Raw genomic sequence first — 22636 nt, 5'->3', positions numbered from 1 at the left:
CCAATATCCGGCCTGTCTTTTTTTAATATGATTTTATACGATGGGGTGATCGGTTTTCTTTAAATTCTTTATAAACTCGGTCCTTAGCAATGCTGTCTCGGGTAGGGAAAGTCTGATATGAAAGCGTTAAGCTCTGTTATTTATTTTGTTCATCACCAACATCCTTCAATTTTGCAAGCTGGTTAATGCTCTTTGCCTACTAAAATCGGGTTAGGATAATGATCACTCTGATCTTCTATAGTAACATCCAGGCATTTAAAGTCTTTTTCAATTAACAAATAAAGTGAACCATCGGTGCCTTCAAAACCCACTCTGTCGGTTAAAGTCCATTCCCGGGTCATTTGTTCGGCCACAAAAAGTGTGATCTTGTTATTTTGTAAACTGGTCGACAAAGCATCCTGATTATACTGTTGCAGGGCATAAATAAAAGTGCTGTTGCCAAAAGAGGTAATCTCCTCGAGGTAACCCTCTTTCGAAAATTGTTCAATATCTGTTTTGGTAAGCCTGTAGCGTATCGAATTGCCTTTTATCCTAATTTTCATATCAACTTTATCTTTATCGTAATTATAAATGTTCAATACTTAGACCCGCAACCTCGCCTATAATAATAATGGCCGGATGGGTTAGTTGATGTGAGTCTGTCATTTCGCGCAGGTCCTTAACCAAACCCCTGGCTACTTTTTGCTGTGGCAATGAGGCATGCTGTATTATTGCCGCGGGTGTATCACCCCTTCCTTCGGATATATAGGTTTGGGCAATGGCATCTACTTGTTTCATACCCATATAAATGGCTACGGTAGCGTTGCTTTGCATGGCCAGTTTCAGATCGGCAGATAATGATCCGTCTTTTTTAGTGCCGGTAATGATCCATACCCCTTCGCTCATGGCCCTGTGGGTTAGTGGTATGTCTAAAAAACCCGAAGCTTGTATACTGGTAATACCGGGAATGTAGTGGGTTTTGATGCCCTGCTCCCGGGCATATACGATCTCTTCAAAACCACGACCAAATATAAAAGGATCGCCGCCTTTTAGTCTTACAACACTTCCTTTAGTAAAGGCATAATGTTTTATCATCTCGTGGATGGTTTCCTGCGGGGTATAACTACCATAAGGATGTTTGCCTACATAAATTTTTTCGCAATCGGGTTTGGCTATATCTAATAGTGCTTTGTTGGCCAGGTTGTCATATAATATAACATCGGCCTGCTGTAAAATTTTATATCCCTTCACGGTAATCAGTTCCGGATCTCCGGGGCCGGCACCCAGTACAAATAATTCTGGAATTGGAGTATTTTGTTTCATGTTTTCAATTAGAAATTGAATTGTCACCAATAATAATCAATTTAAGTCACTAAAAAATGATAATTATCATAAAAAAGTGTAAATAATTAAGTTGTTAATCATTAAATTATTATAAATATCATAAAAATGATCGAATTTCAATTTTTTATTGTTCTAAAAAATTGAAATTCTGAATTAATTAGTTAATATTGTTATTGTAATGCTTTAAGGTCGCAACTATAATGCATTATAAATACAGTTTTTGCTTTAACATTTAAAAAATAAAGGTATGTTTCAACCAACCATCGTAGTTGTTGGCAATGGAATGGTAGGTTATAAGTTTTGTGAAAAACTATTAGCCAAATCATCACATTTCAATATCATTGTTTTTGGCGAAGAGGCCCGCATTGCTTATGACAGGGTTCACCTCAGCGAATATTTCAACGGTAAATCAGCAGATGACCTATCGCTATCTTCATCTGCATGGTATGTTAATAATGGCATAAAGTTACATCTTAATGATCCTGTTCAGGAAATAAACCGCGCCGAAAAAACAGTTCATTCTCTAAAAGGCTTCACCGTAAAATATGATTACCTGGTGCTGGCTACCGGTTCATCGGCTTTTGTGCCCGATATTCCTGGTGTCGAGAAAGAGGGTGTGTTTGTTTACCGTACCATTGATGACCTCGATCTGATCAAAAACTACGCTGTGAATGCCCGGGTGGGCGCAGTAATGGGTGGTGGATTGTTGGGACTCGAAGCGGCAAAAGCTTTGATAGATCTCGGTATAGAAGAAACGCATGTGATTGAGTTTGCTCCCCGTTTGATGCCGCGGCAAATAGATTCTGCGGGTAGTGGCATGCTGTTATCCAAATTAAAAAGCCTGGGCCTAAATATTCATCTCAATAAAAATACTGCAGCCTTCGTTGGTGATCACAAAATTGAAGCGCTAAAGTTTAATGATGATAGCAGTTTACCCATCGATATGATGGTGATATCTGCAGGTATCAGGCCACGTGATGAACTGGCTAAGCTGGCGGGTTTGCATACTGGCACCCGCGGCGGTATTATAGTTAATGAAAAAATGCAAACCAGTGATGAGTGTATTTTCGCTATAGGTGAGTGCGCTCTTTATGAAGGTATGATATATGGCCTTGTTGCTCCCGGTTATGAAATGGCCGATGTGGTTGCCTCTTATCTGTCGGGTAATGAAAAGGGTTTTTATGGCTATGATATGAGTACCAAGCTCAAGCTGATCGGTGTTGATGTAGCCAGTTTTGGCGATGCATTTATTACCGAGCCCGATTGCCGTACCATCGTATTTGAAGATACGCACAAGGGAGTATACAAGCGTATTAATATCAGTAATGATGGTAAGTATCTGTTAGGTGGTATTTTAATTGGCGATGCTGATGCCTATAATATGCTGCTGCAAACCGTTAATAATAAAATTGCCCTGCCACCCAATCCTGAAGATCTGATACTGGGCTCCAGGGGTGCCGAAGCTAACGAAGGTGCAGGTGTTATGAGTCTACCCGATGATGCGCTGATCTGCTCTTGCGAGGCGGTGAGTAAGTCGGCTATTTGTTCGGTAGTGAATGATGGGGCTTGTGGTGTTGATGATATCAAGAAATGTACTAAAGCAGGTACGGGTTGCGGTGGTTGTGTGCCATTGGTGAAAGACCTGATCGCTGGTACAATGAAGGCGAATGGTCAGTATGTTAAAAATGTAATCTGTGAGCATTTTGAATACTCCCGCCAGGAATTGTTTGACCTGGTTAAAATAAACAAGGTTAAAAACTACGACCTGGTATTGGATCATTTTGGTAAAGGTGATGGCTGCGAGGTTTGTAAACCGGTAGTAGCCAGTATCCTGTCGAGTTTATGGAATGATGTGATCGTAAAGCAGGATACCATTCAGGATAGTAATGACCGGTATCTGGCCAATATACAAAAGGGTGGTACTTATTCGGTAGTGCCGCGTATTCCCGGGGGGGAGATCACTCCTGATAGGCTGATCGTGATTGGGCAGGTGGCAAAAAAATATAGTCTTTATACCAAAATAACAGGCGGTCAGCGTATAGATATGTTTGGCGCACATGTGAATGATCTGCCCGAGATCTGGGAGGAGTTAATTGATGCTGGTTTCGAGAGCGGGCATGCCTACGGTAAAGCGTTGCGTACGGTTAAAAGTTGTGTAGGCAGTACCTGGTGCCGGTTTGGACTGCATGATAGTGTATCCTTCGCCATTGAAATTGAAGAGCGGTATAAAGGCATCCGCGCACCGCATAAAATAAAAGGTGGTGTGAGTGGTTGTATTCGCGAATGTGCCGAAGCGCAGTCAAAAGATTTTGGCATTATCGCTACCGAAAAAGGCTGGAATCTGTATGTGTGTGGCAATGGTGGGTCCAAACCGCAACATGCCCAATTGCTGGCTACCGATGTTGATAATGCAACCTGTATTAAATATATTGATAGGTTCCTGATGTTTTACATTAAAACCGCCGATCCGCTAACCCGTACCGCAACCTGGCTAAATAAAATGGATGGCGGTATGAGTTACCTGAAAAATGTAGTGATCAACGATAGTTTGGGTATTGCCGAAAAACTGGATGAGGAAATGCAGCAACTGGTGGATACCTATCACTGCGAATGGAAAGAAGTGGTGGAAAATCCCGCTTTGCGTAAGCGCTTTGCTCATTTTGTGAATGCTCCGGAGGAGAAAGATCCTTCGGTGAAATTTGAAGCCATGCGCGAGCAGGTGAAAGCAAAGTGGTAAAACTTATAACTGTAAACAGATTAAAAGAAAACACAACATGGAAACTACAACTACGATAGATATTGAATGGATTTTAGCTTGTTACACAGATGATGTTCCCGAAAACGGGGGCGCCTGTGTAAAACATGGCGATGAGCAAATAGCATTGTACAATTTTTCACGGCGGGGGGAGTGGTATGCCACGCAAAATCTTTGTCCGCACAAGCAGCAGATGGTGCTTTCGCGTGGCATGATAGGCAGTACCGGCGATGATTGCAACCCGAAGGTTGCCTGCCCGTTTCATAAAAAATCTTTCTCGCTTTTAACGGGAGAGTGTTTAACGGGTGACGATTATCAGATTAAAACCTATCCCGTAAAGGTAGAGAACGGGAAGGTTTATATCGGTATGGTTTAGTTTGATTTAAAGAAAAACAATATCCTGCGCCAGTTTTAAAAGTTCATCGCGATTAAGGAGGCGGATGCTTTTGCCCGATAGATCGATCAGTTTTTCATTAACAAGTTCGTTCATCATCCGGAATACGGTTTCGTAGGTGGCCCCGGCGTACGAGGCCAGGTCCTGCCGGCTCAGGTCGATGTTGATAAAGCCGTCTGGGGTAATTCCAAACTGATTTTGTAAAGATATTAATGCTTCTGCAACACGCCCTTTTACAGGCATATGCGCCAGGTTGCGCATTTTTCGTTCCGATTGTTTCAATTCTTCTGTCAGGAACATGAGTAATTGGTAAGTGAAACCGGAGTTTACTTTTAAGGTTGCTTCAAAAAAAGCTATATCTACATAACAAACAACCGTTGGTTGTAGCGCTGCCGCTGATATGGGATAAAAGCCCCCCTTGCCTAAACCTCGATGCCCGAAAAGGGAGCCTTCCCGGGCAAAGCGTACGATCAGTTCTTTATCCTTGTCCCATTTTTTATAAACTTTTATACAGCCGGAATTAACAAAGTAGATCCCCGTTACCGGATCGCCCTCTTTAAAAATAACCTCACCCTTTTTTACTTTGTAGGTGGTTTTATGTGCCGAAATTGCCGGCTTCCACTCTTCTAAGCTGTTTTTACATAAAAAACAGCTCTCTACATCACAAATATTTTGACCTTTTTTCATTTATGCCTATTTTATTCTATATAAATAACAGTATTTGCAATGCTAATTAATAATTACCATAAATCATGTGTCTTAATAACATGATAAATGTCACAATTTGTAACATTTTTATAAAATTTAGAAAAATAAAATCGAAAAATCAACAAATAATTTGATGTTAAATAAATTATGGTCAATTAAAATTGATTAAAGATGAATTTTTTATTACGAAAATGTTATTTACATCGTTTTTAAGTGATGTGAAATTAATGATTTGATAAAAAAATGAATTTTTATGATTTAAATCATAAAAATTATAAAATAACATTGCATAAATTGATACATAACATCAATTTGGATATATTTATGACAATAAAAAGCTTAAAAGAAAAGAATTAAAAAATTAAATGCCTATGGATATAAACATTTAAATACAAAACATAAAAAAGCCCTGCCGGGAGGTCGCATTCCCAGACAGGGTTAAACAGTTTTCATTGCTTTAACAAATAAAAAACTATCTCAAATGTACAAAAATGTATTAAACCAATACACTATTCCTGCTATTGCATTTATTATTGTTTGCTTCTCTTCTTTAAATGCAAATGCACAGCTATCGTTCGCGGGGCAGTTACGTACCAGGGGCGAATTCAGGGATGGGTACGGTACCCTGCAAACCACCGGGTACAAAGATGCAGCGTTTGTTTCCCAGCGAACGCGTTTAACGCTTGATTATAAATCGAGCAAACTTATTTTTCACACCTCGGTTCAGGATGTCAGGCTATGGGGCCAGGATGCATCTACCATAACCCCTGCTGATGGCAATAAATTAAGTTTGCATGAAGCCTGGGCCGAAATTATTTTATCCAACAAAAAAGACACTTCCTTTAAGATCTCCCCAGTTGATTATTTTGCCATCAAAGCCGGGCGGCAGGAACTGGTTTATGATGATGAACGCTTGCTGGGTAACCTGGATTGGACACAACAGGGGCGGCGCCACGATGCCATCGTATTAAAATTATTGCAAAATGGCTGGCAGCTTGATCTTGGCGCGGCATTTAATCAAAACTCCGATGCTATTAATTATAATGGCACCTTTTATACCCCTGCAAATATCCCAGCTACAGTAAAAGACAGTAAGGGTAACCTGGTCAATACTCCGGCAAACCTGATCCCGCTTGTTAACAGTGCCGGACTGAGCGCTAAAAATGGCAGCCCCGCTTATTTAAACTCTCCCGGCAGTAATGCGGCCACTCAAAACTATAAGGCCTTGGAGTATCTATATGTGGCCAAAAAGTTCAGTAAAACCAAAATATCAGGCTTGTTCCTGGCCGATCAATTTAGTAAATACATACTGGATTCGGTTAAAAATACTTCGGGTACCGATGTTGGTTATGTGTATGGTAAGCGTTTTAATCAAACTGGTGTAAATACCCGTTATACTACCGGTCTGTTAATCAATCCGGCCTTTGGCGATAAAAATCAGCTGGCATTAACCGGCGGGTTTTACTACCAGGGCGGTCATGACCGTGATGGATCGGAATTAAGCGCGTATACTTTTACGGCTTCGGTGGCCTATAAACCCAATGTGTTAAGCTATACGGCTGGTTGGGATTATCTATCCGGTAACGATGCATTTTCTACGTCAAAAACCAATCATCGCTTTGATCCCCTATATGGCACGCCTCATAAGTTTTGGGGATACATGGATTATTTTTACGCGGTAAGTGGTTCGCCAACGGGTGGTTTGAGTAATCCGTATTTAAAAATAAAGTATACCTCATCAAACAGCAGGTTTACTACGGAACTGGCCAACCACTATTTTATGCTGGCTAAAGACCAGAAAGACATTAACGGCAACCCGGTAAGTAAATATCTGGGTACCGAGTTTGACCTCACTACCGGCTATAAACTCAATAAGTTTACAGGGATCGACCTTGGCTTTTCCTACATGGCGGCTACCCGCAGTATGGAATACGCCAAAAATATCACACCCGGCACCGCTAATTTAAAACCAGTATGGGCCTACCTGCAGCTTAACATTAAACCCGAATTTTTAAATAAATAACCCCTGCTTTTAAAATTCAGAATTATGGAAAATCAACTGACTAAACTCAATATATTCTCAGTAAAAGGCGTGCAAATGCGCACGTTCCACATTACCTGGCTCATGTTTTTTGTGTGCTTTTTCGGCTGGTTTGGCCTGGCTCCACTGATGCCCACCATCCGTACCGAACTGCATTTAACTAAAGGTCAGGTAGGCAATATCATCATCGCCTCGGTATCGGCAACCATTATTGCACGCCTCATTATAGGCAAGCTTTGCGATACCTGGGGGCCGCGTAAAACCGCCATCAGGCTGTTGCTGGTAGGCTCGCTGCCCGTATTTTTTGTAGGCCTGGCACATGATTATACTACCTTTTTATTGTTCAGATTGGCTATCGGTATTATCGGCGCTTCGTTTGTGATCACGCAGTTTCATACCTCAATGATGTTTGCACCACAGTTAAAAGGTACGGCAAACGCGGTAACCGGTGGTTGGGGCAACCTGGGCGGCGGCGTAACCAATATGGTGATGCCCTTAATATTTGCAGCCATAGTAGGTTTTGGCTATACCAAGGCCGAAGCCTGGCGCTATGCCATGATAGTACCTGGTGTTATGATGCTGGTTATCGCTTACTTATATTATAAATATACCAAGGATACCCCTAACGGCAACTATGATGAAGTTGGTTATACACAAGGCAAATCATCTAAAACCGACTGGAGTGTACTGGCCGATTGGCGCATCTGGGCCCTGACCATGGCTTACGCCATGTGCTTTGGTATGGAGATCACTTTTGATAACGTGGCCTCCCTGCATTTTGTCGATTCGTTCCATCTGTCTCAAAGCCAGGCCGGTTTTTGGGCGGGCATATTCGGCTTTATGAACCTGTTTGCCCGTGCATTGGGTGGCATCGTATCAGATAAGGTTGGTCGTAAGTTTGGTATGCGTGGCAAGGGTTTGCTGTTGGCCGGTGTGCTATTGTTTGAGGGCCTGGGGTTGATATTATTCGCGCAATCGGGCACCTTACTGGCGGCTATCGTTTCGATGTTATCATTCGCGCTTTTCCTTAAAATGGCCAATGGTGCTACTTATGGCATTGTGCCATTTGTAAATACCAAAAATGTAGGTTTAGTGAGCGGCATAGTAGGAGCTGGTGGCAATTTTGGAGGGATGTTGTTCGGCTTCCTGTTCAAGTCAAACTCTATTACTTATGTGCAGGCATTTACCTATATCGGCTACACGGTTATTGCGGTGGCCTTAGTTGTTTTTATTACCCGTTTTTATAAACAAACAGTTCCCAGTACAGAAGCTGACCCGGTAATAGCGGGCAGTATCGCATAAAACATAATGAGCGTAAAAGCATCATCATCAAAAAACAGGTTAACCGCCAATGCCGTAACCTCTACCTGCTGCTATTGTGGGGTGGGTTGCGGCGTTGTGCTGAATAAAGAAAAAAACGGCAGCGTTACACTACAGGGCGATAAGGATCACCCGGTAAATAAAGGTATGCTGTGCAGCAAAGGCATGAACCTGCACTATACCGTGAATGATAAAAGCGACCGCTTGCTTTACCCGCAAATGCGCTACAACAAAAGCATGCCCATGCAGCAGGTAAGCTGGGATGAAGCGCTCGATCGTACTGCCGCCGTTTTTAAAACCTTCATCGATAAGTACGGGCCAGATTCTGTGGCGTTTTATGCTTCGGGCCAATGCTTAACCGAAGAGTACTATGTAGTTAACAAACTGATGAAGGGTTTTATCGGCAGTAATAACCTGGATACCAACTCACGCTTGTGTATGAGTAGCGCGGTAGCCGCGTACAAAATTGCTTTGGGCGAGGATAGCGTGCCGCTTTGTTATGATGATATTGAACTGGCCGATTGCTTTTATATTATGGGTGGTAACCCGGCCTGGTGTCATCCTATTTTATGGCGCAGGGTAGAGGCTCACAAGGCCGCTAATCCCGACACAAAAATTATTGTGGTAGATCCACGCGCTACGGATACCTGCGCCATTGCCGATCTGCATTTGCAGATCAACCCCGGTACCGATATAACGCTCAATCATGCTATTGGTCGCCTGTTGATCGAAAATGGCGATATCGATATCAACTTTATAAATAACCATGCCGAAGGCTTTGAGCAATACAGCGCTATCGTTTTTGAAAAAACGCTGACCGAAGCAGCTCAAATCTGCGGGTTAAGCGAAAGCAGTATCCGCCTGGCGGCAACCTATATTGGCGAGGCCAAAGGTTTTATTACCATGTGGACGATGGGGCTTAACCAGAGCGCCATAGGGGTAAACAAAAATCTGAGCCTGATTAATCTGAATCTTATCACCGGGCATATTGGTAAACCCGGCTCTGGCCCCTTATCATTAACGGGGCAGCCCAATGCTATGGGCGGCAGGGAAGTTGGTGGATTGTCCAACATGCTCCCGGCCCATCGCAACCTGGGCAATCCGCTGCACCGGGAAGAAGTTCAAAAGTTTTGGGGTGGTACTACCATTCAACCCAAACCGGGATTAACCGCAACAGAAATGTTTGAGGCCTTGAACGATGGCCGTTTAAAAGCCATCTGGATCATGTGTACCAATCCGCTTACCAGTTTGCCCAACGTTCGCCTGGCCGAGGAGGCTTTAAAGAAAGCGAAGTTTGTGGTGGTGCAGGAGATCAGCAACAAACCCGAAACTTTAGCTTATGCCGATGTGATACTTCCGGCAGCAGCCTGGGCCGAAAAGGAGGGCACCATGACCAACTCCGAGCGGCGCATCAGTTATTTAAACAAACTGATAGACCCTCCCGGCGAGGCTTTACCCGATGCCGAGATCATTTGTCGCTTTGCCCGCAAAATGGGTTATAAAGGCTTTGATTTTGAAAACCCCGCAGCTATTTATGCCGAGCATGTAAAACTTACCGCCAAAACCAATATTGATATCAGCGGCCTGAGTTATGCTGTTTTGAAGGAGCAAAAAACGGTGCAATGGCCTTATAAAAAGAAGAACCCTGCTAAAGGCACACCACGTTTATTTACAGACAATATTTTTTATACCCCTTCAACAAAAGCGGTGATCAGTCCGGTTGCGGATACTTTAACCAGTGAAGCGCCGGATGATGATTACCCATTCATCCTCACCACGGGCCGCATTCGCGATCAATGGCATACCATGAGCAAAACGGGCAAGGTAAACAAACTGAATCAGCATTATAAACAGGCTTTTTTAGAGATCCATCCCGATGACGCTGCCGCTTTACACCTCAATGAGGGTGATATTACCGTTATTACCTCGCGTCGGGGCGAAGTGCGTGTGCAGGCTAAGCTAAGCACCCAGATAAAACAGGGCGTGGTGTTTTTGCCTATGCATTGGGGCAAAATTTTAAATAACGACCTGAACCGGGCCAATAATGTAACCAGTGACCGGGTTGACCCTATATCCAAAGAACCCGATTTTAAATACTGTGCCGTAAATCTGAAAAGGTATAAAAAACCTTTTCAGCGTATTGTGGTGGTGGGGGCAGGTGCGGGAGCCTATGGTTTTGTAAAATCATACCGGGAGCTGAATCCCGATGATGAGATCACCATATTCAGCAAAGAAAACCATCCATTTTATAACCGCGTTATGCTGCCCGACTATATCAGTGGCGAACAATCCTGGGAACAACTGGTGAAAATGAAAGACTCGGAAGAACCCGCCTACAACATCAAAATGTTGCGGGGTGTAAGTATTGAAAAGGTTGACCGTGTTAACAAACAGGTTACCGATTCGCGCGGCGTTAAAACTTCGTATGATGTGTTGCTACTGGCTACAGGAAGCCGGGCGTCAGTGCCCAAAAATGTACCATCGTTGCCGGGTATTTTCACCATGCGCAGCCGTAACGATGCCGATGGTTTCACCAAACATGTGTCGCAGGGTGGCCATGTGGTTATTGTAGGTGGTGGTTTGCTGGGTTTGGAAATGGCCGCTTCCTTGCGCGAAATTGGCATGCGCATCACTATTGTACAGCGGGTTTCGCGCTTTTTAAACCGGCAACTGGATGTGCTGGGCAGCCAGCTATTGGCCGAAGAAATGGCCGACCAGGGTTGCGACATTTATTATGACGACGAGGTGCAGTTATTTTACGGTAGATCGAAATTAACCGGGGTGGGCTTAAAAAGTGGTAACAAAATAGACTGTGACGCCATGATCCTGGCTATAGGAACCACGCCCAACCTGGAAATAGCTAAAGACTGCGGACTGGAATGTAAACGCGGCGTAATTGTGAACGAGCGCATGCAAACCAGCGATCCCGACATTTATGCCATTGGGGAGATAGCCGAGTTTGAAGGCACTATGTATGGCATTACCGCCGCCGCGGAACAGCAAGCCGAGGTAATGGCTAAATACATGAACGGCGACATTGCCAGCTATTACAAAGGCACGCTGTTTATGAACATCATCAAAATTCATGGCTTTGACCTGTGCAGTATTGGTTTGTCTGAATGCCCGGATAATCAACATTACGAGGAGATCGTATTTATTGACAAGGCCAAACGCTATTATAAAAAATGTATCATCCATGAAGACAGGCTGGTGGGTACCATCCTGATAGGCGATAAAAGCGAGTTTCAGGAATTCAGGGAGCTGATAGCTAATAAAACCGAACTAAGCGAAAAACGCATCCAGCTATTACGCAGTGGTAACAAGGCCGAACCCGTATTGGGTAAACTGGTGTGCAGCTGCAATAATGTAGGCAGCGAAAACATCCAGAACAAAATAGCATCGGGCTGCAATAACCTGAAAGACCTGTGCGCGACAACGGGTGCGGGCACTGGCTGCGGATCATGCCGTCCCGAAGTGAAACGGTTATTAGAAGAAATGCTTAAAGGCGAGGTATTGGTAAAATAAAATTGCTATGGACAAAAAAGAAACCTGTTGTATCAAAGTAAATCTGCCCGGTGGCGTAATATCCGCGGGCGATCTGTATGAGTTATTGCTCATCGCCGAAAATGCAGGGGCGCAGGCTGTCCGTATCGGAAACCGGCAGCAGTTGTTTTTTTGCATCGATGCCGGTCAACTGGAAGATCTGGAAATGGATATGCTGCGGGCCGAGGTTAGCTATGAAATAAATGAAGATGAGTTTCCAAATATTATCAGCTCCTATGTTACCGATGCCATTTTCAATACAGAAAGCTGGATAAAGGAAGGGGTTTATAAAGATGTATTCGACCTGTTTAATTTTAAGCCCAAATTAAAGATCAACCTGATTGATCAGCATCAAACCTTTGTGCCCTTTTTTAGCGGCAATTTCAATTTCATCACCTCGCCGGTAAGCAATTACTGGTATTTGTATATCCGCTTTCCTAAAACAACCGATATTTATTGCTGGCCCTCCCTGGTTTATTCGGATGATATACCTGCGCTGAGCCAGATAGCCGAAAAGGTGATCATGGATCATCAAACCCTATTCTATGACCGGCAAAGGATCAATCATCAAAAATTTCATGCGCTTATCATGGCTCAAAAAGACTTTGTAGATCAGCCTATTACCGAACCTTTAAAATTGCCCGATTTTCAGCTGCCCTATTATGAGGGTTTTAACCGGTATGTAAATAATAAATACTGGCTGGGCATTTACCGGCGCAATGAGTTGTTCGCTATTGATTTCATGAAGGATATTTGCACCATCTGCCTCAAAAATCGTATTGGTCAGGTATATACCACGCCCTGGAAATCATTCCTGATCAAAGGCATCAGTGAAACTAATCGTAAAGATTGGGGTATTGTCCTCAATAAATACCGGATCAACGTACGCCACGCATCCAACGAACTAAACTGGCAGCTGGAAAACCTGAACAGTGAAAGCCTGGAACTTAAACAACAGCTGGTGCGCGAATTCGAAGAGCACGACCTGCGTACTTACCGGCTTTGTTTCGCTATAAAAATGCAGCCCAAAACGGGTTTGCCGGGTTCTGTCATCATCAAAAAACGTGCGCCGGGTGTTTTTGATATTTTGCACACACGGGATTTTAACCCGAACACTAAGGATGATATCATTTACAAAGAAAAAGTGCCCGTAGCAGATCTTGGGCAATGTTTAATTGAGCTGTGCAATTATTTCTATGGTATTTTAATTGATGATAGTGTCGTGCTCTCTGTTACGGAACCCGAAGCTGACGAAAAAACCGGTAAAGAAGCCTCACCTGTTTATCAGTGCAAAAACTGTTTCAGTATATATGATCAAACTTATGGCGATGCTATGAATGATATTGCTCCCGGAGTAGATTTTGAATTGCTGGCCGATTACGCCTGCCCGGTTTGCGACTCGTCAAAAGAAAGTTTTATACGCATTGAAAGCAGAACAATCAGCACTATATAGAAAAATAAAGGTTTATTAGGAGTGATTAAGATAACAGAGATTGTATTAGGACATAAATTATTAAGCTAAAATATTAAATTCGCGCCTTTATTTAAGTAATAAATATACTATGGAAAAGTTCAAAGCATTACAGGATTTAGTAGCCGCTACAGAAAAAGAAGCAGCAGCATTTTATGAAAAAGGAAACAAGGCTGCCGGAACACGGTTAAGAAACGCCATGCAACAATTGAAAGTTGTGGCTACCGATATCCGCAAAGAAGTAACCGAAAAGAAAAACGCATAATTAGAATTAAATCTATTTTGGGTAGAAAGCCTGATCTCCGGATCGGGCTTTTTTAGTTTGACAGGTACCCATGTTCGAAAACTTAAAATGGATAAACCTGGATAAATTCCGTGGTTTGCCCATTTTTATTTTACCCGTATTTTACCCGGTTGTGCGGTAGGTGTTTACACCTATTGGGTCATGGGGTGTATTTTCTGCAAAAACTGTCTTTAGATAATTTAAACTCACTATAACGCTAATTTTTACTAGTTATTATACCGGTTAATTTTTTTACTATTTTTTAATTTTAAAGACAATAATGGTTGCTATGTTTATTAAATATAAAATTAATGTCGTTGTATTTTAATATATTTATAATCGTAAACAACCAGCTGGCCGGCTATTACAATGATTGTTTATAATTATTTTTTAACTATTAACAAAATTAGAGTACCGACAAATGAAAAAACAACTCTTGTTTAAGATGGGGGTATGCATTGCATGTGCATCTTCCTTACTAACTGCATGTACTAAAAACAACCAAGGCGCCGATACAAAGGCCAACCCTAAAACCGCAATCTCTGCCGATGTAGCCCAAAAAATTAAAAACCTGGGTTTTAGTGCAGACAATGTACGTAAAATGGGTGGCAATTACATCGTAGAAGGCGATATCATGCTAACCCCGGCCAATTTAAATGAAGCCAACACTACCAGTCCTGTTCTTAGAGTAGCCGAAACAGAGCAGTACCAGACACACAACCTGGTTAAAAACTTACCAAGAACCATTACCGTATCCGTTTCAAATTTACCAACAGTTTATGCCACAGCTACAGCTAACGCGGTAGCACGCTACAACGCGTTAAACCTTACGCTTAAATTTCAGATAGTAAGCAGCGGTGGTAACATGGTTATTACCGGTTTTGATGAAGGTGTTGATTCTGATGGCTTTATCACTTTAGGCTATTCAGGTTTTCCAACGGCGGCAGGTAACCCTTACAATGCTATCGGCATGAACACTAATGTTGATGCATACGGAAGCAATCCTGATGTAGGATATCTTACTTCTGTTATCCAGCATGAAATGGGTCATTGCATAGGTATGCGCCATACCGACTATTTTAACCGGAACCTGAGCTGCGGTGCAGGCGGCGGCGGTAATGAAGGCAGCACTTACAGCAGCAGCGATCCGCAGGATTATCCTGGTGCTATCCACATCCCGGGCACACCTACCACTACATTTGATGCCGGCTCATGGATGCTGGCCTGCTCAAGTGGTACCGACCGTACATTTAACGCGAATGATAAAATAGCATTGAACTACCTGTACTAAAACTATATTGTATTACTCCTTATTGATCAATGAAGTAATTGTTATTGATATCCAGGAGGGTATTAGCTCCCCTGGATATCATTTGAGTATTAACTAAACTATTTAACAAAATTAGAGTACCGACAAAATGAAAAAACAACTCTTGCTAAAAATGGGATTATGCATTGTATGTGCATCTGCCTTACTAACTGCTTGTACTAAAAACAATCAAGGCGCCGACAAAAAGGTCGATCAAACTCCACAAATCTCTGCGGATGTTAGCAGTAAGATCACTGCCCTGGGTTTCAGCACCGATAATATGCGTAAGATAGGTGATAATTACCTGGTAGAAGGTGATATTTTGTTAACCCCGGCTAACCTTTCTGAAACCAGCACCAGTCCAACCCTGAGAATTGCTGAAGTTGAGCAATACCGGACAACTAACCTGGTTAAAAATCTTCCAAGAACCATTACCGTATCGGTTTCAAATTTGCCAACAGTTTACGCTACAGCTGCAGCTCAAGCCGTTGCTCGTTACAACGCGTTAAACCTGACGCTTAAATTTCAGATCGTAAGCAGTGGCGGTGCTATCCAGCTCATCGGTTTTAATGAAGGCCCAAGCGGTGGTTTTATCACCTTAGGTTCTTCTGGTTTCCCAACTTCATCAGGCAATCCTTACAGCCAGATCCAGATGAACACTAATCCTGCCGCTTACGGAACTAATCCTGATCTGGGATACCTTACTTCTGTTATTCAGCACGAAATGGGGCACTGTATAGGTATGCGCCATACCGATTATTTTAACCGTAACCTGAGCTGCGGAACAGGCGGCGGCGGTAATGAAGGTTCTTCAGGTGTTGGAGCAGTTCACATTCCGGGTACACCAACTAAAACATTTGATGCCGGCTCATGGATGTTAGCCTGCTCAAGTGGTACCGACCGTACCTTTAACGCAAATGATAAAATAGCGTTAGACTATTTGTACTAAAAAACCTTATCTTATTGCTTCTTATTGATCAATCAAGTAGTTTTACAAATAAAGGGGAGCGTAACTCCCCTTTATTTTTTTAATATGCAGTATGGTTAAAAAATTACTCTGTTTTATACTGGGATTTTTATGTTTTAAATGCTCCTGGGCGCAAAAACCAATGAACGATAAAACCATTGGCGAGCTTTACAAAGCAGCGCCCGCTGCCCGGCCATTGCAGGGGAATAACGCGGTTAAATATTACCTGGTTAAATTTAAAGAACCGGATAAGGCCGACGTTAAAAAACTTCGCCCGGTAAAACGGGTATCTTATAATTTTTATGTGGTAGCCAGCACCGCTGATGTATCAACCGATGCCAATATACAGGAGGCTACACCCGCGAATTTCTTGTGGAAAGCCACCGACAATTTATTGCAACTTTTGCAAAAGCATCCTTCCGCTAACCAATCGGTCGATCTGTCGGTTACCTCCCACAGCGATTCGGTGATCAGCGATATCAAAAAATACGGTGAAATAACCGCTCAAACCACCAACACAGTCACCCTCAATATTTCATTGCAGCGCCTTACCAATCTGTTGCAGCAATCCTATGTTACTTTTGCCAATGTTACCCGGAAAGCCCATGCCGAACTGGTGATCAATGATATTGACCTGGGTATTAACCAGATCTCGGCCATTGCCGATAACTTTCCGGCCATCGATGGCAGCGGCATTAACGTAGCCATTAAGGAAGAACGGTATGATGATGATATCGACCTGCTGGGCCGTTCTTTCAGCTCGTTTCCGGCGGCGGCCATTACCTCGGGGCATGCCACCACTATGGCCACTTTGATAGGAGGTAACGGCAATTCATTTATCAGGGGATTGGGCTCCGCGCCTAAAGTAAGGTTCACCTCATCAGATTTTGCCCGTTTGCTGCCCGATAGCACCGCGCTTTTTAAAGCCTTTAATATTGGCGTTGAAAACCACTCCTACGGCACCGGCGTCGAAAATTATTACGGGGTTGAGGCGGTAGCTTACGATCAGCAGGTGATGCAGAATGATTCCATCATCCATGTGTTCTCCTCGGGTAATATCGGTACTACGGCACCTACAACAGGCTTATATAATGGCATCTCGAATGTGGCTAACCTTTCGGGGACTTTTAAACAGGCCAAAAATGTATTGGTTATCGGCGGTACCGATCAAACCGGTGTGCCGGCAGATCTGAGTTCGGAGGGTCCGGCTTATGATGGCCGGGTGAAACCTGAGCTGGTATCCAACGGCGAAGATGGTACATCAGGTGCCGCAGCCCTGGTTTCGGGAACAGTGGCCCTGTTACAGCAAGCCTACAAAAAGCAATTTGCTCAGCTGCCTTCGGCTGCGCTCATCAAAAGTATACTCATCAATTCGGCGGATGATATTGGTTTGCCCAATGTAGATCATAAAACTGGTTACGGACAACTAAACGCCCTGGAAGCTTTACGTACACTTACCGATAACCGGTTTAAAAAAGGAGCTGTAAGTAACCAGCAACAAACCGACTATACCATCAATGTTCCGGTGGGCAGCAGCCTGTTTAAAGTGTCACTGGCATGGAATGATCCACCGGCGGTATTGAATGCCCCCACAGCGCTTATAAACGACTTAGATCTGTCTGTTACTACCCCCGATGGTCAAACCTTGCTGCCATGGAGCTTAAGCGCTTATCCATCTACAGATTCCTTAACAAAACCAGCCGTACGCCGCAGGGATACCCTGAATAATACCGAACAGGTTAGCTTGCAAAATCCTGTTGCCGGTAATTACATCATTCATGTAAAAGGAAACAGAGTAAGCTCCGGCGCGCAAACGTTTTATATAGCGCATGGAGCTACGTCGGCTAATCGTTTTGAATGGACCTATCCCTCGGGGCAGAACCATCTTTTCGCGGCCGGTGAAAACTACCTGCGCTGGCAAAGTTCGTTCAGCGCCACAACTGGCCAGCTGAGCGTAAGTTATGATCATGGTAACACTTGGAAAGCCATCAGCAGCGTTACCCTGAAAAATAGGTATTACGATTGGACCGCCCCCGACGTTTTTACAACCGCCATACTTAAAATGGATATCGGCAGCCAGTCGTTTATCAGCAAGGAGTTTGTGCTTTCTCAACCTATCAATTTGGAAGTGGGATATAACTGTACCGATGGTATCCTGCTGCACTGGAAAGCTCAACCCGGCAGCAAAGGTTATGTTATTTATACCATTAAAGATAATTTGCTGCAAAAGTTAACCACTGTTACTGATACCACCATTCTGATATCCGCCCAGCAACAAAGCTCATCTTACTTTGCGGTAAGCGCGCAGGGTGATGGTTTTGAAGGGTTAAAAAGCCTGACCATTGATGCCAAGAACCAGGGGGTAGGCTGCTATGTTAAAACCCTGCTGGCCAGTGTGGTGAATAATACCATTGTGCTCGATCTGCAGATCGGCAGCGTGGTCAACTTAAAATCCATCACCTGGCAAAAACAAACCGGCGCCAATGCTTACGCCAACCTGGGTACAACTACGGTAGGCTCGGCTTTAGCTTATCAGTTTACAGATGCCAATCCAAAAAAAGGGATTCAGTATTACCGGGTAGAATTGCTGACTAACGATGGCAAGGTCACCTATTCCGATCTGGCTAATGCCACGTTTTTACAAGCCAGCCAGTTTACCCTTTATCCTAACCCGGTAAGCACACAGCTCAATATCCTGAGCGGCGATATCAACAATACGTATGATTTTAAACTATATGATGCCGTTGGACATATAAGTCTGGAGCGGAGCATTACCCAATTGCAAAATACTTTTCAATTAAACCTCAATCCCGGGATATATATTTATGTGATCATGCTCAAAGGAAAGATCATTACGCGGGGTAAGTTGATTAAGGTTTAAACTTTTAAAAACTGGTGTCATGCTGAGCTCGTCGAAGCATGGTGGGCAGGCCTCTGCGCGCGACCCTTCGACAGGCTCAGTGTGACAGGCCCCTTACAATTTTAAAAACGGGTGTCATGCTGAGCCCCGTCGAAGCATGGTGGGCGGCCTCTGTTCACGACGCTTCGACGAGCTCAGGGTGACAGGCCTATTTGTTTTTAAAGGTTTTCGCTAATTCTGGCAATAGATCCCACTTGCCATTTATAATAGCCTCTTTCTTTTCGCGCCGCCAGCCTTTTACTTGTTTTTCAAAAACGATTGCCTGATTGACATCGTTAAACACTTCATTGAAAACAAGTTGTACAGGCAGGCGTTTGTAAGTATAGCATCCTGGGTTTTCGCCTGATTGATGTTCTATTAATCGTCTTTCGATATTGTTGGTTATTCCAGTATAATAAGTGCCGTCGCTGCAACGCAATATATAAACATGATAGTGGTTCATCAGTTTAAAGATAACTAATCACCTTGGTAAAAATAGAAAAAACGGGTGTCATGCTGAGCTCCGTCGAAGCATGGTGGGCAGGCCTCTGCGAGCGACCCTTCGACAAGCTCAGGGTGACAGGCCTTTTTGCAATTTTCAAAAAGAGGGTATCTCTTGGAGCCCGTCGAAGCATGGTGGGCAGGCCTCTGCGCGCGCGCCTTCGACAGGCTCAGGGTGACAATCAATTCCCTCCCCACGGGAGGGGTGTGGTTGGGTGGTGTTGTGGCAGGGAGGGGTTTATTCATGCGGCATAAACCGGTATGATGTATAAACCCCTTCTTTCCCCTTCCCGAGGGAAGGAATCGCACGTGGCCCGGGCTTTTAATGGAGTGTTATGTTTCGATAGTCAGGGTGACAGCCCCTTTATCAAACAAAAAAGCACTACCCTATTAAAGGTAATGCTTGTTTTTGCGGCCGGTCAGGACCATTTAACTAAGCATATCACCAACAATATACTTAATCTTGTTTGCACTTTCTCAAGGTGCTTTTCATAGGTGTTATTCTTAATAAACTCCCCTAAAGAAGTTTGATATATTCGTAAACAATGAAATGAATGATCTAAGGTGTGGTATCAATCCCCAACTGGGACGTAAACCATCAGTTATGACATTCACCAATTGATAGTTTGGGCGTTGTACTAAAATGGCCAAAAGCAGGATAAAAAAAATAAGTACTTTACCAGTTAACCCTAATTTCATTATCAGCAGTTTTAGTAAAACGCATTGATACAAATGTAAGTAGAGTTATAAGCCTCCGCAATCCGTGAAAACACCGTATTTTCAAATATAAAATTACCGGTGTTTTAGCTTGTTATTTGAAGTAAATTCTCTGTATTTCAGGGCTTAAGCTGATGTAAGGGATGTGATAATCCATAAAGAAGACAAACAAAAACAAAAGCCATCCCGAATTTCGGGATGGCTTTTTTATGAATGCAGATTTCTATCTTGATTCCTGGTTCTTATCTCTTGCCTCTTTTATCTTGACTCTAACCCCTACAACTTGATCTTAACAAAATAAATGCTGTTATGGTCAACTGTATTAGTAGCTGGCAGTATCTTGGCTGCGAAACCGCCTTTGCCATTATCCAGCACGCCAAAATCATCATCGTTAGAGATGGCCAGGATATTGCCTGGTAGCAGGGCCAGTCCTTCGGCTTTATCATGCGGATAAACGGTTGGCAGGTCTTTTAGCAGGTCGAGCACCAGGGTTTTTGACACCGGGGTAATACCAGCTCCCTGCAAACCGGCCTGATCATTCAACTCTTCCACTGTTTTGGTGTCATAAAGCTTGCCCGTGGCACTGTTTGCCTCATCGGAGATATCCGTAGCGCCTGTAAGGCTTATTTTAAAGACTTTTTTAAAGGTAGCCGGCTTGGTTGGCGCGCCGCCGTATAAGCCATCACGCTCGATAGTTAAAAAGGTAGTGGCGTTCACCGCTACAATATCACTCACACCGGTAAGGGACACATTGTCCATCACATAAGCATATTGTTTGGTAGCGCCTGTGGCGATATCAAAAGTTAAAATACGCAGTATAGTTGAATTGGCGACAGTTGTTTTATTGCGGTTAAGCATTGGCGATTGCATCATGCCCACCAGTGTTTTGCCGTCGGGGGTAATGGTGAGGCCTTCCATGCCGCGGTTGGGTTTGCGTTTGGCAAATACCAATGGTATTTTACGACCACCGGTTCCCGTCCCGAATGGGTTAATACGCTCAATAGTGCGGCCTGAAGCATCAAAATGTACAATATGAGGGCCATACTCATCACTGATCCAAAAGGTGCCGTCGGAGGCTAAAACCATGCCTTCTGAGTCGATGCCGTCGGCGCTTGGTGCGATCTGGTTACCGCTAAGATCAAAAGCGATCTCGCCGGTAGCACCCTCGCCTGTAGGATTAGGTAAACCGTTTAGAGGTTGTCCGGCAGTATTTTTAAGCTGAATGGCTTGCTCCAATACCAGCTTGCCGTCTTTCAATCTGAATTTACCTATCTCAGGAGTAAAGTCGGCTTTGCCAAATATGATGGCGTTGGCAACTGAACCGGCGGCATTTGGTCCGCGGTCGGTAAGCAGGTAAAAAACATTAGCATCTTTAGAATCGGGGGCAATGGCCGAACCAAAGCCACCATTATATACTTTTACACCATCGGCGGTGGTCATCAAAACGGCCGGATCGGCTGCTTCGGCCATATCCGGGTAGGGTGGGGCAATATTTACTTGATGGTCCTTTTTACAAGCACTAAGCGCGATAGCGCTAAAAGCAAATAGGGTTAATAAAGTTTTTTTCATGGGAGGTAGGGTTTATAGAATAAGTTGCCACAAAGTAAACCCCGGTTTGTAAAGGAATTGTTAAGTTAAAAATAATTGATTGGTGGTGCTCTGCACTTCATTGCGAGGAACGAAGCAATCTCTATGCTATACAGAGACGCTTTACTTGGCGCAAACCCGCTCTTGGCCGCGGGAGGGCCAGTTACTTTTGTCGCCACAAAAGTAACCAAAAAGGCTTTCAGCAGAAATGCTTCTTTGCGCACAAGGCCTTCGCCCTGCAAACCGGACAGAACCACGGGCTGCAATTATTTTGCCCAACTTCGTTCGCACATTTCCCTGCGCTTCAGCAAAAACTTGCTATGCCCCTGCAGCCACACAGGCCAACATCGTTCTGCCCGCTTTCACCTGAAGCTGTTCTGCTGACGGAAGATAAAGTATGGACCGGAAAAATTCCTCCCACCCTCTTTCCGCCGCAGGCGAAGAGGGGCAGCGAACGCAGCGATGCCGGGCTGAGTCGTCGACTGCGTTCAATCAGACAAAACCTCGTCACCAGATCTTCCCATAACTTTTCGTATATTTATATCAATCAGCAGCCCGGTCCTCTTTTTACCAGAGAACCGGGCTGTTTGGTTAACAGAAAAACAAGCCCAAAATAGGCTGTTTTGTATATAGTTATTTGATAATCAGTAAATTAATACTTTTTAAAGTTTTAAAAACACGTTAAAACAGTGTTAAAATTTGTTAAAAAGTGTTAAAATGAGGTGTTTTCGAACGATTTTGAGCTGTTTTTGCCTCGCTTTTAGACAGAAAAGTGTTAAAATTATACCTTTAAAAAGTTTTTATACCGATATCTATCT

At 43.6% G+C, this 22636-nt stretch carries 15 protein-coding genes; 10 read left to right on the top strand and 5 right to left on the bottom strand.

Annotation, left to right across the window (positions count from 1 at the left end; all coding sequences use genetic code 11):
- Positions 1-182 precede the first annotated feature (182 nt).
- Together BLR84_RS07860 and cobA are read right to left on the bottom strand one after the other, a co-directional pair.
- Positions 183-542 (bottom strand): DUF7009 family protein, encoded by a 360-nt coding sequence (locus BLR84_RS07860; protein ID WP_090467645.1) that lies wholly within the window; start codon positions 540-542, stop codon positions 183-185.
- 22 nt (positions 543-564) lie between these two features.
- Positions 565-1302, bottom strand: coding sequence for a uroporphyrinogen-III C-methyltransferase (cobA, locus tag BLR84_RS07855; RefSeq protein WP_090466658.1), 738 nt, complete (start codon positions 1300-1302; stop codon positions 565-567).
- 268 nt (positions 1303-1570) lie between these two features.
- Between cobA and nirB the strand changes: the two genes are divergently transcribed.
- Complete coding sequence (nirB, locus tag BLR84_RS07850) at positions 1571-4060, top strand: nitrite reductase large subunit NirB (RefSeq protein ID WP_090466656.1); 2490 nt, start codon at positions 1571-1573, stop codon at positions 4058-4060.
- 37 nt (positions 4061-4097) lie between these two features.
- The gene (nirD, locus tag BLR84_RS07845; protein WP_090466654.1) at positions 4098-4454 is read left to right on the top strand and encodes a nitrite reductase small subunit NirD; all 357 of its coding nucleotides are present in this window, start codon (positions 4098-4100) and stop codon (positions 4452-4454) included.
- Between the two features lie 6 nt (positions 4455-4460).
- Here nirD and BLR84_RS07840 read toward each other — a convergent pair whose 3' ends face one another.
- Positions 4461-5159 (bottom strand): Crp/Fnr family transcriptional regulator, encoded by a 699-nt coding sequence (locus BLR84_RS07840; protein ID WP_090466652.1) that lies wholly within the window; start codon positions 5157-5159, stop codon positions 4461-4463.
- Positions 5160-5661: 502 nt separating this feature from the next.
- Here BLR84_RS07840 and BLR84_RS07835 point away from each other — a divergent pair.
- From BLR84_RS07835 to BLR84_RS07800, 8 genes are all read left to right on the top strand, one after another.
- Entirely contained in the window at positions 5662-7203 is a 1542-nt protein-coding gene (locus BLR84_RS07835; protein WP_090466650.1) for an alginate export family protein, read from the top strand.
- A 24-nt stretch (positions 7204-7227) separates the two neighbouring features.
- Positions 7228-8523 carry an MFS transporter gene (locus tag BLR84_RS07830; protein ID WP_090466648.1) on the top strand — a complete coding sequence of 432 codons (1296 nt, stop codon included), beginning with the start codon at positions 7228-7230 and terminating at the stop codon, positions 8521-8523.
- A gap of 6 nt (positions 8524-8529) precedes the next feature.
- A complete protein-coding gene (locus BLR84_RS07825) occupies positions 8530-12066 on the top strand; it encodes a nitrate reductase (RefSeq protein ID WP_090466646.1) in 3537 nt (1178 codons plus the stop codon).
- A 7-nt stretch (positions 12067-12073) separates the two neighbouring features.
- Positions 12074-13537 carry a rubredoxin gene (locus BLR84_RS07820; RefSeq protein WP_143013861.1) on the top strand — a complete coding sequence of 488 codons (1464 nt, stop codon included), beginning with the start codon at positions 12074-12076 and terminating at the stop codon, positions 13535-13537.
- Positions 13538-13646: 109 nt separating this feature from the next.
- Positions 13647-13820 carry a histone H1 gene (locus BLR84_RS07815; RefSeq protein WP_076372516.1) on the top strand — a complete coding sequence of 58 codons (174 nt, stop codon included), beginning with the start codon at positions 13647-13649 and terminating at the stop codon, positions 13818-13820.
- A 439-nt stretch (positions 13821-14259) separates the two neighbouring features.
- Entirely contained in the window at positions 14260-15129 is an 870-nt protein-coding gene (locus BLR84_RS07810) for a M57 family metalloprotease (protein WP_218128252.1), read from the top strand.
- Between the two features lie 127 nt (positions 15130-15256).
- Complete coding sequence (locus BLR84_RS07805) at positions 15257-16096, top strand: M57 family metalloprotease (protein ID WP_218128250.1); 840 nt, start codon at positions 15257-15259, stop codon at positions 16094-16096.
- A 160-nt stretch (positions 16097-16256) separates the two neighbouring features.
- Complete coding sequence (locus BLR84_RS07800; protein ID WP_176851991.1) at positions 16257-18995, top strand: S8 family peptidase; 2739 nt, start codon at positions 16257-16259, stop codon at positions 18993-18995.
- 187 nt (positions 18996-19182) lie between these two features.
- On the opposite strand, the gene BLR84_RS07795 is transcribed toward BLR84_RS07800, so the two are convergent.
- Both BLR84_RS07795 and BLR84_RS07785 read right to left on the bottom strand, forming a co-directional pair.
- On the bottom strand, positions 19183-19476 hold the full coding sequence (locus BLR84_RS07795; protein ID WP_090466643.1) for a GIY-YIG nuclease family protein: 294 nt from the start codon (positions 19474-19476) through the stop codon (positions 19183-19185).
- A gap of 1031 nt (positions 19477-20507) precedes the next feature.
- Positions 20508-21800, bottom strand: coding sequence for an esterase-like activity of phytase family protein (locus tag BLR84_RS07785; protein ID WP_090466639.1), 1293 nt, complete (start codon positions 21798-21800; stop codon positions 20508-20510).
- Positions 21801-22636: the final 836 nt, after the last annotated feature.

Source organism: Mucilaginibacter sp. OK268, from assembly GCF_900103125.1.
In the GTDB taxonomy this organism is placed as follows: Bacteria; Bacteroidota; Bacteroidia; order Sphingobacteriales; family Sphingobacteriaceae; genus Mucilaginibacter.
Note: the sequence above shows the minus strand (reverse complement) of the source record. Positions and strands in the feature narration are given on the sequence as shown.

Excerpts from the sequence above, each read along its gene's own strand:
- BLR84_RS07860 (WP_090467645.1), bottom strand. The coding sequence starts at position 542 with ATGAAAATTAGGATAAAAGGCAATTCGATACGCTACAGGCTTACCAAA.
- cobA (WP_090466658.1), bottom strand. The coding sequence starts at position 1,302 with ATGAAACAAAATACTCCAATTCCAGAATTATTTGTACTGGGTGCCGGC.
- nirB (WP_090466656.1), top strand. The coding sequence starts at position 1,571 with ATGTTTCAACCAACCATCGTAGTTGTTGGCAATGGAATGGTAGGTTAT.
- nirD (WP_090466654.1), top strand. The coding sequence starts at position 4,098 with ATGGAAACTACAACTACGATAGATATTGAATGGATTTTAGCTTGTTAC.
- BLR84_RS07840 (WP_090466652.1), bottom strand. The coding sequence starts at position 5,159 with ATGAAAAAAGGTCAAAATATTTGTGATGTAGAGAGCTGTTTTTTATGT.
- BLR84_RS07835 (WP_090466650.1), top strand. The coding sequence starts at position 5,662 with ATGTACAAAAATGTATTAAACCAATACACTATTCCTGCTATTGCATTT.
- BLR84_RS07830 (WP_090466648.1), top strand. The coding sequence starts at position 7,228 with ATGGAAAATCAACTGACTAAACTCAATATATTCTCAGTAAAAGGCGTG.
- BLR84_RS07825 (WP_090466646.1), top strand. The coding sequence starts at position 8,530 with ATGAGCGTAAAAGCATCATCATCAAAAAACAGGTTAACCGCCAATGCC.
- BLR84_RS07820 (WP_143013861.1), top strand. The coding sequence starts at position 12,074 with ATGGACAAAAAAGAAACCTGTTGTATCAAAGTAAATCTGCCCGGTGGC.
- BLR84_RS07815 (WP_076372516.1), top strand. The coding sequence starts at position 13,647 with ATGGAAAAGTTCAAAGCATTACAGGATTTAGTAGCCGCTACAGAAAAA.
- BLR84_RS07810 (WP_218128252.1), top strand. The coding sequence starts at position 14,260 with ATGAAAAAACAACTCTTGTTTAAGATGGGGGTATGCATTGCATGTGCA.
- BLR84_RS07805 (WP_218128250.1), top strand. The coding sequence starts at position 15,257 with ATGAAAAAACAACTCTTGCTAAAAATGGGATTATGCATTGTATGTGCA.
- BLR84_RS07800 (WP_176851991.1), top strand. The coding sequence starts at position 16,257 with ATGAACGATAAAACCATTGGCGAGCTTTACAAAGCAGCGCCCGCTGCC.
- BLR84_RS07795 (WP_090466643.1), bottom strand. The coding sequence starts at position 19,476 with ATGAACCACTATCATGTTTATATATTGCGTTGCAGCGACGGCACTTAT.
- BLR84_RS07785 (WP_090466639.1), bottom strand. The coding sequence starts at position 21,800 with ATGAAAAAAACTTTATTAACCCTATTTGCTTTTAGCGCTATCGCGCTT.